The organism is Phenylobacterium sp., assembly GCF_044372605.1.
Classification (GTDB): domain Bacteria; phylum Pseudomonadota; class Alphaproteobacteria; order Caulobacterales; family Caulobacteraceae; genus Phenylobacterium.
The window spans coordinates 1-15,230 of the sequence record NZ_JBILRO010000055.1 but is presented as its reverse complement, the minus strand read 5'-3'; the positions used below and the strand labels follow the sequence as shown (position 1 = coordinate 15,230).

Sequence of the window (15,230 nt, the reverse complement as noted above, 5' to 3'; positions counted from 1 at the left end):
CCGCGCATATGGACCGGGTGTTTGCGCTGAAGGACGGCAAGCTCGAGGTCTGGACGGCCGGGTAGGGCGGGGCGCCCCGGGGTTCACCCACGCGTTGTCATCCCGGTTTCGCCATGGGCGAAGACCGGGGCCCATAAGCGTCGGGGTCGAGATATTGGCGCAGCGTCGCCGGCGCAGGGCTATCCGGAAGCGCCAGCGTTTATGGGTCCCGATCTTCGCGTGCCGCGAAACCGGGATGACAGGTTTTGTTGGGGGAATGAACCGGGACGCCTCACCCGGAACTGCGCCAGGCGGGCCCGGCGGACGCGCCGCCCGGGGGCTTGTGGGTCGCGGCAAAGCGCGAGCCGGGCGGCGGCGGGTCGTAGCCCTTCTGGCGCGGACGCGGCGGTGGCTCGGGTTCGGGCGGGGGCTTGGGGTCGGGGTTGAATTCGCCAAGGCCGAATTCCTCGGAAAACCGGGCGATCAGGTCCTCGAACGGGATCGCCAGAAAGGCGTCGGGGTCCTCATGGGAGAGATCGGACAGGCACTGGTCCAGATCGTTGAAGATCTCCTCGGCGTGGTTTTCCTCATATTCGTTCCAGACCATCTCGCCGAGATGGGTGCGCGCGCGCCAGTAAAGCCCGCTCACTGCAGACTTGCGCGCCTTGGCGATGTCCTTGCGCTCGGCCTCGGCCGCGCGGCCCGCCTCGGCTTTCAGGGCGGCCTGTTCACGGTCAAAGCGCTGCTTCATGGCGATGGTCTGGCGCAGGTTGCGGCAATGGGTCTGCAGCGCACGCGAGGCGCGTTCGAAGGCCTCGACGTCCTCAGCCGCCTTGATCCAGACCTGAGCTTCGGTGACGCCCTCCATGCACACCTCCGCCACCGCCGCCAGCATGGCGTCGATGCGCTCGGGGGTGAGGGAAATCAGGGCAGGTTGCACGAGAACAAAGATAGAACAAATAGGCGCAGGAGTCAAGTTTTTCGAGCACCTGCCCGCCAGCACCGTCCACAGCTTCAGCGTCGTCGCGAATGAAACGCGAGGGTCCGGAGCGCCCTAAATCAGCCCGGCGCGCCGGGCGATCACAAGGGCGGCGATGATCAGGATCAGGGCCTGAATGATCATTCCGAAAGGCGCGGCCAACGGCAACTTCTGCACCGCCCAGGCGACGAGTGCGGCGACGATCAGGACGATCAAGGCAAAGATGAGAATGGACATGGTCTGGCTCCCGGGACGGCGACGCCGCGCAGTGGAGCAAACCGGGGTTAGGCGGGAGTGTTCCCCGGTGAGCGGGACCCGGGCGCATTTCTCTGATCAGCCGCGGTGTGGAAAAGAGTGCGTGGGCGGTCTCAACCGTTCGGCGCAACAGCTATGGATATAGCGGTTGAAGCGAGGTTGGGATGGGTCACGCGGGTCGGTTGGCGGACGAGCGCCGGTGGGAACTGTGGGCGCGCTGGACGCGCGGCTAAACGTTGGCGGTGTTGACCCGCCAGCGTCCTCCACAGCGCATCTGCCGCAAGATAGACAGTAAAAAGATTCCGAATTACACTCGGTACGCTACAAAACTAGCAATCAAAAATTGGGAGACGAAATGCCTAAGCTACGTTTAAGCTGGCTCGCTTTCGGTGTAGGTGCTTCTTTAGTGCCTGCTCTTGCTCACGCGGCTACCGAAAACCTGCGGTCAGATGACTACGTTGGTATCTCATTCTGGTTGATTTCTATGGCGCTTATTGCGTCAACCGCTTTCTTTTTCCTTGAAACTCAACGGGTTGCGGGAAAATGGAAAACCTCGCTGACCGTGTCAGGTCTCGTGACGCTGGTGGCTGCGGTTCACTATTTTTACATGCGAGACGTCTGGGTTGCGACCGGTGAAACGCCAACCGTTTATCGGTACATCGACTGGCTCATCACCGTTCCGTTGCTGATGATCGAGTTTTATCTAATCCTTGCCGCGATCACCAAGGTTCCTGCTGGTGTGTTCTGGCGCCTGCTCATCGGCACGTTCGTCATGCTTGTGGGCGGCTATGTTGGCGAAGCGGGATATGCTGGCGTTTGGCCAGCCTTTATCGTCGGCATGATCGGTTGGGCCTACATCCTGTATGAAGTGTTTTTGGGGCAGGCGAGCAAAATCAATGCTGCCGAAGCTCCAGAGTCGGTACAGTCGGCCTTCAAACTGATGCGTCTCATTGTGACCATTGGTTGGGCAATTTATCCGATCGGATACTTCGTGGGCTATCTGATGGGTCAAGATCCATCCGCGAGCTCCGCCGCGCTCAACCTGATCTACAACCTCGCTGACGTCGTGAACAAAATTGCTTTCGGTGTCATCATCTGGACGGTTGCAACCTCTGAAACGGACCGCGCTGCTGCAAAGTAGGTTTCTGCGGACGTAGGGCCTGACAGGCCCGCTACTTACGGCCTTCATGAAGGGCGCCACGCTTCGGCGCTCTTCATGAACGAGCCGCTCATTCTCATGCAGACCTATAAAACACCCCCCAAACGGTAGTCTGAATTGATGCTGCTTTCACTGATATTGGGGATGGCACTTGTTGACGCCCCCCTGGAACCGTTGGTTGACGAGATTGTCGTCACGGCGCGGCAACCCAACACGCCGATTGAAGACAGTCCCGCGAGTATCGAAGCATTCGGGTCCGAGGAACTTGCCAAACCCGGTGAGTTCATGGCTTCCGACCTCAGTCGGCTGTCTCCTGGGCTGACATACAAGTCGACGTTCGGGTCGTCCGCTCCACAGTTTTTCATTCGCGGCATCGGCTCCAATGACGTCAACCCAAGCGCCAATCCGGGCGTGGCGGTTTATCTCAACGATGTGCTGCTGGCCTCTCCGCTTGGGCAGAACCTCGCGACGTTCGATCTCAGCGGTGCGCAGATATTGAAAGGGCCGCAGGGCACACTTTTCGGTCGTAACGCGACCGGTGGGGCCATCGTCTTTCGTACCAACCGTCCAGGCGATACCGCAAGCGCGACGGCTGCCGTGGGCGTTGGGTCGTTTGGGCTGCGGACGTTCGAAGCCGCCGCCGATACCGGGACCTTCAACGGCGCGCGAGCAAGGTTTGCTGGCTTTGCTCGACGTTCGGACGGCTACACCAAGAATACCGCAACCGGCGGGTCGCTAAATGGCCTTGAGGTCTACGGAGGGCGGGCCACTGTCCTCGTGGATGGCCCCGGCGGCTGGACAGGGGAGGTGCTCGCCGACTACGCCGTCGATCGCTCTTCCATGACGGCGCATGAAGGCCTTGGCCTGTTTGCGCCAGAAGGCTTGGCTGGCAATCCACCACGTTTCGTACCGTGCGCGGTCGCGCGGGCGAGCGCGGGGGCATGTGTCAATGCATTGGGCTATAAATACACGACCAATCCTTATTCAGAGGCCTTTGATCGACCGGGACGTGAGGACCTGGATGCGGGCGGCGTTTCTGTGACAATCGCCCATAGTGGGCAGATCAACATCCAGTCCATCACTGCCTATCGGACGGCCAAACGCGCGGTCAGAGAAGACTCGGATGCGAGCCCCCTATCGCTGGTCGCGCTCGATTTTGACAACGACGACAAATCCTTCACTCAGGAAGTTCTTGTCCGCGGATCTGGGAATGGTCTGGATTGGCGAGCGGGCGTCTTCGCTTTGGACGAACACCTGAAGACCCGAAACCGCTTTGAGGTCTTGGGTACGGTCCGCGCCGCGGGTGCGCCGTTCATTGATGATCCACAGTTTTTCGTCTTTGGGCCCTTTCGACTGCTTCAATCCTACAGGCTGAAGACTCAATCGGTCGCGGCGTTTGCCGATGCTGATTGGGCGGCAAGCCCGGCTCTGACCCTTACCGCCGGGGTCCGCCTGACCCAGGAGCGCTCGGAGTTCACCACGGAAACGCGGTTTGATGAAGTCACCGCCAATCCGATCCTGTCCCCGCGCCGTGGGGGCGAGCGGAGCGACACGGCCACCTCTTGGCGACTGGCTGCGCGGTACGCGCTTGGGTCGAAGCGCTCCATTTATGCAAACGTCAGTCGTGGATTTAAGTCCGCCGGGTTCAATGGCGGAGCCTTATTCGCAACCGACTCGATCGGGCCTGTCGCGCCGGAAGTTGTGACCGCCTATGAGGTCGGAGCAAAATGGCAGGCCACAGACCGGGTCGAGCTTGAGACTGCGGGTTACGTGTATGACTATACCAGCCTGCAGGTCTTTACCTTGCGCGCCGCGCCGCCGCCGACCCGGCAGGTTCTCGACAGTGCGAACGCGTCTATCTCCGGTCTGGATCTACGGGCAAATGCTCGCCTGCCAGCCGGCGTCACCGCAACCGCCAGCGTTGCATATCTTGACGCCACCTTTACCGATTTCATCGATGCGAATGGCGTCTCCCGGTCCGGCAATCGTCTGACCGCTGCGCCGGAATTCTCCGGAATCGCGGCGCTGGCCTGGCGCGGGAAGATTACTTCGCAGTGGACCGCCGCCGCCGAGATACGCGCCAAATACCGGAGCCGTGTGTTTTTCGACAACACCAACGACCCTCTGCTGAGTTCAGGCGCCAGTACGTTGGTGGATGTTTCCGTGTCGCTTGAGCACCCTCCGAGCGGATGGCAGGCAGACATATCGGTGCGCAATCTGACTGACGAAAGCGTGATTGCAGACGCCCTCAATCTTGGTCAGTACGGCTTCATTCAACGTACCTATGCTCCCCCGAGGGCGGTCTATCTGACAGTGCGAAAACGCCTTTGATCGTTCGCTCCGTCAACTGTCCCCAAAAGTAGGGCCGCATACGCACTCCGTGCCCGGAGTCAAAGGCCTACCCCCTCCGGTCCTTCGGCCCCCACCCCCCCCCGACGGGAGGAGGATCTTTGGCTCCCGAGATGCAACAGGATCCAGGGGCTAGGGTATCGGTGACGGGTGCAACAATCGCCAATCGCCAATCGCCCAGAGCGTGCATACGCCACTTGGGTTCCCACTTTCTTGCCCACAACCTCACGACATCGCTAAGGTTCGCGCTGCGGGTGCGACGGGGCAGGCGGTGTCGCAGTTCATGAGCGACGGCTCCAGCTGATATGTACTCCGTACGGCAGGCGGGCCGTAGACGCGACGCGGGAGTATCCAGGGTGAGCCTCGAAACCAGACCCGTGCGGGCGCAGAACGGTGTCGCGATCCTCGGCGTGTTTGTGGCGGATCTGGTGTTCAGCGCCGACCGCCTGCCGATCCCTGGCGAGACCCTGAAGGGCGCCGGTTTTCAGATCGGGCCTGGCGGGAAGGGATCCAACCAGGCCGTCGCCGCGGCGCGCGCGGGCGCAGACGTCAGCTTCATCACGCGGCTGGGCCAGGACACCTTCGGCGCCATGGCGCGGAAGCTGTGGTCCGGGGACGGAATCGCGTCTCACGTCACCGAGACAGACACGCCCACCGGGGCGGCCTTTGTCCATGTGAACAGCGTCTCTGGCGAGAACGCCATCATCATCGTTCCGGGCGCCGCGGCCGAGCTGAGCGCGGATGACGTCGACGCGGCAGAGGCCGTGATCGCCGGCTCGAAGGTGTTCGTCACCCAGCTGGAGCAACCGGTCGCGGCGGCGCAACGCGGGCTGGAGATTGCGCGCACGCACGGCGTGACGACGGTGTTCAATCCAGCGCCCGCGGAGAGGATTCCGGACGCCGTCTATCCGCTTTGCGACTTCATCGTGCCGAATGAAGCCGAGACGTCGGCGTTGACGGGGTTTCCGGTCGCCTCGCTCGACGATGCGCGGCGCGCCGGCGACGTCTTGCTTTCTCGTGGGGTCGGCGTGGCGCTGATTACCCTGGGCGAACGCGGCGCCTTGTTCCATGCCAGGGATCGTTCCGTACTCACGCCTGCCTGGCAGGCGGGGCAGGTGGTGGACACCACGGGCGCTGGCGACGCCTTTATCGGAAGCTTTGCCGCCGCGCTCGCCAGCGGCGAGGATCCGTTGGAGGCGGTGGGATTCGGGTGCGCTGCAGCGGGCCTCTCGGTCACGCGGCGCGGCGCCGCTCACGCCATGCCTTACCTGCGGGATATCCTGGGCCTCCGCGGTGCCGGGCCCCCCGCGTTGCCGTAGCCGCAACTGTTCCGGGTTTCGGGGGCAGAAAGGCGGAACACGCACGCTTTCCTGCCTGATGAGCCGCGGCGGGGTGGGAAAGCCTTCGTTTGCCGCCTTTCATCGCGCATCGGGCTCGGGTTCGGGTTCGGTGCTCAATGCGAAGGCCCGAACGGCGTCCAGAGCTTCCGTGGTTCCGGCGACCTCGAAGGTGATCCGGATCTCGTAAATGTAGTCGCCCCGGCGCATCAGCCAGATCCCTTGACCCAGCCTTGACTTGTCCACCCAGGCTCTTCCGGCCTGCAGGATTTCCCTGGGGCCGGTCGGGAAGCCGGGCAGTCGTGCGGTCACGCCGTCCTCGTCCTGGGACTGCTTGAGCAATGACGCGAAAAACCGGCGGTCGTCGCTCGCGTCAGGCAGGTAGCTGCTGAAGATCGAGAGGCTGTTCTCGTCGTTGCTGTAGAAGCAGGCGAGGTCGAGGGCGTTATCTTCCGGATTGAGCACGCCCAGCCGGAACAGCTCATAGGCCCCATAGCGCGGATCGCACTGCAGGTCAGATCCGCGCAGGATCGTCGACTCCCCGGGCGCGGGGAAGAAGAAGACGCCGTCCGGGCCGTAGAGGATGGCCAGGCGGTCTCCAGCCAGGCGCTCGGGCTGGTAAATCCAGGAGGTTCGACGCGACTGGGTCAGGAGAAACAGGCTCGCGGCATTGCCCCTGGAATCATAGACCGCGACGGGCGCTGTCTTTCCGGTGATCGCCTCGACCAGATCATCGGCCAACTGTTTGCCGCCCGGTGCGCCATGGTAGACCTTGAAGACGAAGTGTAGTCCGTCCGTAGCGCCCACGAGATAGTAGAGCGGTCGCGCCAGACCCGTGGTGGGCGCGCCGGGGGTCGTCGACCAGGCCCGGGCGTCGGCGACCGACGGGCCCGCTGCAAGGTAGTAGGTGTCGTCTCGACCCTTGGCCCGCGCCCAGCGAGGTGGTGCGTAGCCTTCGCCGGCCGAGATCACCCAGGTGTCGTCTCCGACCGGAAAGCTGGCGATTTCGCAGGGCAGGGCGATGTCGATCTCCGAGATCGGCCAGGCGCCCCGTCCGGTGCTGTCGTTAAGCGCCAGGTGAACACTGGCCATCAGGCCGATCCGATCCTCTTCGGGGAGCGGTGAGGCGAATTTGAGCGGCGTTCCAGCGCCCTCAAGTTTTGCACCGCAGGCCGGAGGGGCCGATTGCGTCTGCGCCATTGCCTGGGACATTGTCCCGAATATCATCGCTAAAGCGAATAGTAGTCGAGCGTTCATTTGGATATAATTCCCGTCAAGGTTGCTACTCGATATCACCTTGACGCCCAGAACAAAAGGGGACTATGAACAAAAACGGAACGCGTCCACGGGTTACCCACAGGCGCTCAACAAGAGGATGGTCGTGATGGTTCGTCTGGCCCGGGAATCACTGGCCTTTGCGTCGGTGGCGAGTTTTGTCTGGATGGTCTGCACGGTGGCCGGTCTGATGGGCTGACGCCATGCGAATGGGGGAGGCGGCGAACGTGGCGGACGAGGATAGGGGTTTCGTCCATCTGCGGGTCCGCTCGGCCTATTCGCTGCTGGAAGGCGCCATCAAGGCGGACAAGATCGGGGGCCTGGCCAAGGCCGATGGCATGCCCGCTGTGGCCATCGCCGACCGGGCCAATCTGTTCGGGGCGCTGGAGTTTTCGGTCGCCACCAAGGGCGATGGGGTCCAACCGATCATCGGCTGCGCCCTGCCGGTGACGGGGATCGGCGGCGGACTGACGGAACGGTGGGCCAAGACGCCGACCGTGATGCTGCTGGCCCAGAGCGAGGAAGGCTATCTCAACCTCTCCGAGCTCTCGTCGATGGCCTATCTGGACAGCGACGGCAGCGAGGACCCGCATGTGCCCTGGGACAAGGTCTGCGCGCACGCCGCCGGGCTGATCCTGCTGTCGGGCGGGCCGGACGGGCCGGTCAATCCGTTGTTCGCGGCGGGCAAGGCGGATCTGGCGAACGCGGCGCTGGCCGAGATGGCCCGCGCCTTTCCGGACAGGTTCTATGTGGAGCTGCAGCGCCACGAGGCGGCGGCCGAGGCGCTGGCGGAACCGGGACTGGTGGCCTTCGCCTATGACCAGGACGTGCCGCTGGTGGCCACCAACGACGTCTATTTCAAGAACGCCCAGACCCATCAGGCCCACGACGTACTGCTGTGTATCTCCGACGGCGCCTTTGTCGGCCAGGACGACCGGCGGCGCGTGACCGCCGAGCACGGGTTCAAGTCCGTGGAGCAGATGCGGGCCCTGTTCGCCGATCTGCCGGAGGCCTGCGACAACACCCTCGATATCGCCCGGCGCTGCGCCTTCACCGTGGCCAAGCGGGACCCGATCCTGCCGAGCTTCCCCACCAGCGAGGGGCGGACCGAGGCCGAGGAACTGGCCTTTCAGGCGCGCGAGGGCCTACGCGCCCGCATCGCCAAGGGCCAGGCGACGGCGTTCCCGCCGGCGGACTATGAGGCGCGGCTGGAGGCGGAGCTGAAGGTCATCATCCAGATGGGCTTTGCCGGCTACTTCCTGATCGTCTCGGACTTCATGAAGTGGGCGGTGGCGCATGACATTCCGGTGGGGCCGGGGCGGGGCTCCGGCGCCGGGTCGCTGACCGCCTGGGTGCTGCTGATCACGGGTCTGGACCCGTTGCGGTACGGGCTGATCTTCGAGCGGTTCCTGAACCCGGAGCGGGTGTCGATGCCCGACTTCGATATCGACTTCTGCCAGGATCGCCGCGACGAGGTGATCAGCTACGTCCAGACGCGCTATGGCCGCGACCGGGTGGCGCAGATCATCACCTTCGGCACCCTGCAGGCGCGCGCGGTGCTGCGCGATGTGGGGCGCGTGCTGCAGCTCCCGCTGGGCCAGGTGGACCGTCTGGCCAAGATGGTGCCGGCCAACCCCGCCAATCCGGTGACCCTGGCCCAGGCCATCGAGATCGAACCGCGCCTGCGCCAGGCCCGCGACGAGGACGAGGCGGTGGCGCGCCTGCTGGACATCGCCCTGCAGCTGGAGGGGCTTTACCGCAACGCCTCGACCCACGCCGCCGGGGTGGTGATCTCGGACCGGCCGCTGACGCAACTCTCGCCGCTCTACCGCGATCCGCGCTCGGAGCTGCCGGCCACCCAGTTCAACATGAAGTGGGTGGAGAGCGCGGGGCTGGTGAAGTTCGACTTCCTGGGCCTGAAGACGCTGACGGTCATTCGCCGCGCCATGAAGCATCTGGAACGGCGCGGGGCGGACTTTGACCTGGAGTCGCTGCCGCTGGACGACGCCGGGGCCTACGAGATCATGGCCGAGGCCAGGACCGTGGGCGTGTTCCAGATGGAAGGACAGGGGATGCGCGACACCCTGCGCCAGCTCCGGCCCACGTCGCTGGAAGAGTGCACCGCGCTGATCTCGCTCTATCGGCCTGGCCCGATGGAATCGATCCCGTCCTATGTCGACGTGAAGATGGGCCGGCGCGACCTCGACTTCTATCACCCGCTGCTGGAGCAGGTGCTGACGCCCACCTACGGCGTGATCGTCTACCAGGAACAGGTGATGCAGATCGCCCGGATCATGGCGGGCTATTCGCTGGGCGAGGCCGACCTGCTGCGCCGCGCGATGGGCAAGAAGAAGAAGGAGGAGATGGACCAGCAGCGCACCCGGTTCGCCTCCGGCGCGGCGGAGCGGGGGGTGGACAAGGCGATCGCCGACATCCTGTTCGGGCTGATGGAGAAGTTCTCCGGCTACGGGTTTAACAAGTCCCACGCCGCGCCCTATGCGCTGATCGCCTACCAGACGGCCTGGTTGAAGGCGAACACGCCGGTGGAGTTTTTCGCCGCGTCCATGAGCCTGGATATGGCCAATACCGACAAGCTGGCGGTGTTCTACCAGGACGCCAAACGCTTCGGGGTGACCGTCCGGCCGCCCTGCGTGAACCGGTCCTCCGGCGACTTCGATGTGGCGGACGGCGAGGTGCTCTACGCCCTGGGCGCGATCCGTAACGTGGGTCTGGCCGCCATGGAGCACGTGGTGACCGTACGGCGCGAGGGCGGGCCGTTCCGGGACATCTTCGACTTTGTGGAGCGGATCGATCCCAGGCAGGTGAACAAGCGCACCTTCGAGACTCTGGCGCGGGCCGGGGCGTTCGACGCCCTGCATCCGAACCGGGCCGAGCTGATCGCCTCCAGCGAGGCGCTGGTGGGCCATGGCCAGGCGCTGGCGTCTGATCGCGCCGAGGGCAAGGTCAGCCTGTTTGGCGAGGATCTGAGCGGCGGCCATCGCCCCCGGATCACCCGCTCGGACGCCTGGAGCCCGGTACAGCGGCTGGACGAGGAACTGGCGGCGGTGGGGTTCTATCTGTCCGGCCACCCGCTGGACGACATGGTCGATGCGCTGAGGCGCAAACGCACCGACCTGCTGGCCGACGCGATCCCGAAGGCTCTGGCCGGCGCCGAGGCGCTGAGGATGGCCGGCGTAATCCGGCGCAAGCAGGAACGCCCCTCGCGCTCGGGGGAGAAGTTTGCCTTCGTGACGCTGTCGGATCCTACCGGGGAATATGAGGTGCTGTTCCCGCCGGAGTCGCTCAAGAAGTTTCGCGACCTGCTGGAGCCTGGCAAGGCGGTGGCGCTGAAGGTGCGCGCCAAGGCGGCGGACGGCGAGGTGCGGTTCTTCGGCGACGATGTGGAGCCGGTGGAGAAGGCCGTCGAGAGCGTGGTCTCGGGCCTTCGCGTGCATGTGGCGCCGCGCAGCGCCGAGATCGAGGCGCTGAAGCGACGGCTCTCAGGGGTGACGAACGCGCGTGGCGGCGAGGTGATCCTGGTGGCGGGGCTGGCAGGCGGTCGCGAGGTGGAGCTGAAGCTGCCGGGCCGCTTCACCCTGGACGGCGCGGTGCGCGGCGCGCTGAAGACGTCTCCGGGCGTGGTGTTTATCGAGGATCTTTAGGCACCCCCTTGACGGGTGACGTATTGCGTGTGTGAATTCATTACGCAATCTGGAGTATAGTCATGAAGTCGATCCTGATCATCGCGGCGCTGGTCACGGCGGCAGCGGGGCCTGCGGCGGCGGATTTCGGAAAGATAAAGTCGCCGACGCCGGGCTTCCAGAAGGCAAAGCCCGCCACCGGAATGTCGTCAGGTCCGTCACCCTACGCTGCGCGCCCGATGCCCTCGTATGGCTCGCCCTACAGCGGGTCATCATCGACGTCGAGGCCAAGGACGTACGGTTCGCCGCCCGCCGCCGATGCCTACAAGCCTTTTCAACCCTATAAGTCCCATCCGGGAACCAGCCTGTACGGACCCGACAGCCGCAAGAAGCCGTAGGCCGCATAGGCGTCGCCTCGCGCGGCTAGGACGGGCGCGGTTGATTTCCCGGGCGTTTGCGACTACACGCGCTGCTCCAATCCACACGTAGGCGTGCGGTTCTGGCGGGGAGACATCCCGCACTTGACCGTTCCGGTCCTCCTTCGGGAGGGTTTGCCTGCGGAGGTTCAACCGGAAGAAAGACGAGTAACAGACGATGGCTCTGCCTGATTTTTCTATGCGCCAGCTCCTGGAAGCCGGCGCGCACTTCGGCCACCAGACGCACCGGTGGAACCCGAAGATGGACAAGTTCATCTTCGGCTCACGCTCCAACATTCACATCATCGACCTGTCGCAGTCGATCCCGCTGCTGCACCAGGCGCTGGTGAAGGTGCGTGAAGTCGCCGCCGGCGGCGGTCGCATCCTGTTCGTGGGCACCAAGCGTCAGGCGTCGGACCCGATCTCCGTGGCCGCCAAGCGCTGTGCGCAGTATTACGTCAATCACCGCTGGCTGGGCGGCACCCTGACCAACTGGCGCACCGTGTCGGGCTCTATCGCGCGCCTGCGTGAACTGGAAACCCTGCTGGACGGCGGAGAGGGCGCCGGGCGCCTGAAGAAGGAAGTGCTGAAGCTGACGCGCGAGCGCGACAAGCTTGAGCTGAGCCTTGGCGGGATCAAGGACATGGGCGGCATTCCCGACCTGATGTTCGTGATCGACACCAACAAGGAAGCCATCGCCATCCAGGAAGCCCGGAAGCTGAACATTCCGGTGATCGCGATCCTCGACACCAACTGCAACCCCGACGGCATCACCTATCCGATCCCTGGTAACGACGACGCCGCGCGCGCCATCCAGCTCTATTGCGATCTGCTGGCGGATTCGGTGCTGGACGGCCTTGCGGCCGGCCAGTCGGCCTCGGGCATCGACCTGGGCGCTTCGGAAGCTCCGATGGAGCCGACGCTGGCCCGCGCGCTCACCCCCGAGCCGGTGTCCGAGCCTGAAGTGTCGGCGCCGGAAGCCGCCGCCCTCGAAGCCGAGATGACCGGCGCGGCTGCGGAACCTGATACCACCGCCGCGGAGGCCACGACGGCCGAAGATGGCGTCGCCGCGGCGAGCGAGTAGCAAGCGGCCTAAGCAAAATCGTCGCTTTGGCCTGATACCCAACCACTTTCGGCGGCGTTCCATATGGGGCGCCGTCGGTTCCTAACCTGATGAGGAGCTGACCATGGCGGAAATCACCGCTGCGCTGGTCAAGGACCTGCGCGAAAAATCCGGCGTTGGCATGATGGACTGCAAGAAAGCCTTGCAGGAAAACAACGGCGATATTGAAGCGTCGCTGGACTGGCTGCGCGCCAAAGGCCTGTCCAAGGCCGCCAAGAAATCGGACCGCGCCGCGGCCGAGGGCCTGGTGGCCGCCAAGCTGAGCGACGACGGCAAGACCGGCGTGATCGTTGAGCTGAACGCAGAGACCGACTTCGTGTCGAAGAACGAAACGTTCCAGTCTGCGGCGCGCGACTTTGCGGTCGTGGCGCTGGGCGTCGACGGCGACGTGGATGCGATCACTGCGGCCAGGACGGCCAGGGGTGAGGTTGTCTCCGACGTGATCACCAACATGATCGCGACGATCGGCGAGAACATGCGCCTGCGCCGCTCGGCCCGCCTGAGCGTCTCGGATGGCGCTGTGTCGCTCTACCTGCACAACAAGCAGGGCGACGACGTGGCGCGTCTGGCCGTTCTGGTGGCGCTGGAAAGCACGGGCGACGTGGCCGTGCTGCGCGATGTCGGTCGCAAGATCGCCATGCACGTGGCCGGCACGCCCGCGCCGCCGCTGGCGCTGACGACGGACGACCTGGATCCTGCGGCCGTGGCTAAGGAAAAGAAGTTCCTGACCGATCAGGCGCTGGAATCGGGCAAGCCCATCGGCGTGGTCGAGAAGATGATCGAGGGCCGGATCCGCAAGTGGCAGGAAGAGGTTGTGCTCCTGAAGCAGCCCTTCGTCATGAACCCGGACCAGACCATCGAGCAACTGATCGCCGACACCGCCAAGGATCTTGGCGTCCCAGTGACGGTTAAAGCCTTCGTGCGCTTTGCGCTCGGCGAGGGCGTTGAGAAGAAAGTTGACGACTTCGCCGCCGAGGTCGCTTCGATGTCCGGCCAGGCCTAGGCCACCCGGACTGATCTTCCAGGGGCGCGATGCGTTAGACGCATCGCGCCCTTGCTGTATGTTGTTACCGTCCGAATTCAGGATTCCCGTCCATGGCCGCCGCGAAACCCCGCTTCAAACGCATCCTGCTCAAACTCTCGGGCGAGGCCGGCGTCGGTGGAGATAGTTTCGGGATCGATCCGAAGACCCTCGCGGGGGTATCCGAAGAGATCGCCCAGGTGGTGAAGGCCGGGGTTCAGGTCTGTGTGGTGGTGGGCGGCGGCAATATCTTCCGCGGCGCAGCCCTGGCCGAAGCCGGCATGGAACGCGCCAGCGCCGACTACATGGGCATGCTGGCCACCGTCATGAACGCCCTGGCGCTTCAGGCCTCGCTGGAAAAGGCAGGGGTTTTCACCCGGGTGCAGTCGGCGATCCCGATGGACGCGGTCTGCGAGCCCTATATCCGCCGTCGCGCCCTCAGGCATCTGGAAAAGGGCCGGGTGGTGATCTTCGCCGCCGGACTCGGCGCGCCCTTCTTCACGACGGACACGCCGGCGGCGCTGCGGGCCGCCGAAATGGGTTGCGACGCGCTGTTCAAGGGGACCAGCGTCGACGGCGTCTATTCGGCGGATCCCAAGAAGGACCCGGATGCGAAGCGCTACGAGACGCTCAGCTATCAGGAAGTACTGGCGAAGAATCTCAAGGTCATGGACTCTTCGGCGGTCGCACTGATGCGCGACAATCATATTCCGATCGTGGTGTTCAACATCCGCGAACGGGACAACCTTCTGAAGGTTCTGAATGGCGAAGGGGTCTTCACGACCATCGCCTGAATCCCACAATTCGACCCGAGACCAGAAAAGACACGGAGACGCCGCCATGGCCACGACTGAAAAGCCTGTGCTCAGCCGCTACAAGGACCGTATGGACAAGGCCGTCGCGGCCCTCAGCGATGAGTTCGGTTCGCTGCGGACGGGTCGCGCGTCCGCCAGCCTGCTGGATCAGATCCGGGTGGACGCCTACGGATCGTCGGTGCCGATCAATCAGGTGGGCGCCGTCAGCGTTCCGGAGCCCCGGATGCTCACGATCGGGGTCTGGGACAAGGCGTTGGTGGTGTCGGTCGAGAAGGCGATCCGTGCGTCCGACCTGGGCCTGAACCCGGTCGTTGACGGGACCACGCTGCGGCTTCCTATCCCGCCACTGACCGAAGAGCGCCGAAAGGACCTGGCCAAGCTAGCCGGCAAGTATGCCGAGCAGCAGAAGGTGGCGATCCGGAACGTCCGTCGCGACGCCAATGATGATTGCCGCAAGGCCCAGAAAGACAGCGTCATGAGTGAGGACGAGGGCAAGCGGTTTGAAGGCGAAGTGCAAAAGATCACCGATGAAGCCATCAAGCGCGTGGACGAAGTCTTGAAATCAAAAGAACAAGAGATCATGCACGTTTAAGCGCTGCGCAGGATTCTGATCACGGCCATGGCCGCCTCCGAGAAACCATCCCCCGCGGGCGCGTCGTCCGGAAACCCAGCGCCGCCGCTGCATGTCGCCATCGTGATGGATGGCAACGGCCGCTGGGCGCAAAAGCGCGGACTGCCGCGTACGCTGGGCCATCGCGCCGGCGTTGAGGCGCTGAAACGTACAGTTGAAGCGGCGCCGAAGCTCAATATTCGCTGGCTGACGGTGTTTGGGTTTTCCACGGAAAACTGGAACAGGCCTGCCGCCGACGTGGCTGAACTGA

Annotated in this window: 14 protein-coding genes; 11 read left to right on the top strand and 3 right to left on the bottom strand. The window is 64.2% G+C overall.

Features of this window, described 5'->3' with window-relative positions; genetic code table 11:
• Positions 1-271: 271 nt before the first annotated feature.
• On the bottom strand, positions 272-919 hold the full coding sequence (locus ACIQ42_RS06955) for a hypothetical protein (protein ID WP_397421481.1): 648 nt from the start codon (positions 917-919) through the stop codon (positions 272-274).
• 114 nt (positions 920-1,033) lie between these two features.
• Complete coding sequence (locus ACIQ42_RS06950) at positions 1,034-1,195, bottom strand: hypothetical protein (RefSeq protein ID WP_397421480.1); 162 nt, start codon at positions 1,193-1,195, stop codon at positions 1,034-1,036.
• A gap of 373 nt (positions 1,196-1,568) precedes the next feature.
• Here ACIQ42_RS06950 and ACIQ42_RS06945 point away from each other — a divergent pair, with 373 nt between their 5' ends.
• The 3 genes from ACIQ42_RS06945 (at position 1,569) to rbsK (ending at position 6,040) form a co-directional block, all read left to right on the top strand.
• Entirely contained in the window at positions 1,569-2,354 is a 786-nt protein-coding gene (locus ACIQ42_RS06945; RefSeq protein WP_397421479.1) for a bacteriorhodopsin-like, read from the top strand.
• A gap of 138 nt (positions 2,355-2,492) precedes the next feature.
• Entirely contained in the window at positions 2,493-4,703 is a 2,211-nt protein-coding gene (locus ACIQ42_RS06940) for a TonB-dependent receptor (protein WP_397421478.1), read from the top strand.
• Between the two features lie 374 nt (positions 4,704-5,077).
• Entirely contained in the window at positions 5,078-6,040 is a 963-nt protein-coding gene (rbsK, locus tag ACIQ42_RS06935) for a ribokinase (RefSeq protein ID WP_397421477.1), read from the top strand.
• Positions 6,041-6,139: 99 nt separating this feature from the next.
• Here rbsK and ACIQ42_RS06930 read toward each other — a convergent pair whose 3' ends face one another.
• Positions 6,140-7,150: a hypothetical protein gene (locus ACIQ42_RS06930; RefSeq protein ID WP_397421476.1), complete on the bottom strand. Its 1,011-nt coding sequence runs from the start codon at positions 7,148-7,150 to the stop codon at positions 6,140-6,142.
• A gap of 292 nt (positions 7,151-7,442) precedes the next feature.
• Between ACIQ42_RS06930 and sidA the strand changes: the two genes are divergently transcribed.
• The 8 genes from sidA to ACIQ42_RS06890 all read left to right on the top strand — a co-directional run.
• Positions 7,443-7,532, top strand: a complete 90-nt coding sequence (sidA, locus tag ACIQ42_RS06925) for a cell division inhibitor SidA (protein WP_397401607.1) — start codon at positions 7,443-7,445, stop codon at positions 7,530-7,532.
• 10 nt (positions 7,533-7,542) lie between these two features.
• The gene (gene dnaE, locus ACIQ42_RS06920; protein ID WP_397421482.1) at positions 7,543-10,995 is read left to right on the top strand and encodes a DNA polymerase III subunit alpha; all 3,453 of its coding nucleotides are present in this window, start codon (positions 7,543-7,545) and stop codon (positions 10,993-10,995) included.
• 62 nt (positions 10,996-11,057) lie between these two features.
• Complete coding sequence (locus tag ACIQ42_RS06915; RefSeq protein WP_397421475.1) at positions 11,058-11,372, top strand: hypothetical protein; 315 nt, start codon at positions 11,058-11,060, stop codon at positions 11,370-11,372.
• Positions 11,373-11,568: 196 nt separating this feature from the next.
• Positions 11,569-12,474 carry a 30S ribosomal protein S2 gene (gene rpsB / locus ACIQ42_RS06910; protein ID WP_397421474.1) on the top strand — a complete coding sequence of 302 codons (906 nt, stop codon included), beginning with the start codon at positions 11,569-11,571 and terminating at the stop codon, positions 12,472-12,474.
• A 103-nt stretch (positions 12,475-12,577) separates the two neighbouring features.
• Entirely contained in the window at positions 12,578-13,516 is a 939-nt protein-coding gene (gene tsf, locus ACIQ42_RS06905; RefSeq protein ID WP_397421473.1) for a translation elongation factor Ts, read from the top strand.
• A gap of 92 nt (positions 13,517-13,608) precedes the next feature.
• Positions 13,609-14,328 (top strand): UMP kinase, encoded by a 720-nt coding sequence (gene pyrH, locus ACIQ42_RS06900; RefSeq protein WP_397401593.1) that lies wholly within the window; start codon positions 13,609-13,611, stop codon positions 14,326-14,328.
• A 46-nt stretch (positions 14,329-14,374) separates the two neighbouring features.
• The gene (gene frr, locus ACIQ42_RS06895) at positions 14,375-14,941 is read left to right on the top strand and encodes a ribosome recycling factor (protein ID WP_397401591.1); all 567 of its coding nucleotides are present in this window, start codon (positions 14,375-14,377) and stop codon (positions 14,939-14,941) included.
• Positions 14,942-14,968: 27 nt separating this feature from the next.
• On the top strand, positions 14,969-15,230 hold a 262-nt coding region (locus ACIQ42_RS06890; protein WP_397421472.1), incomplete at its 3' end, for an undecaprenyl diphosphate synthase family protein.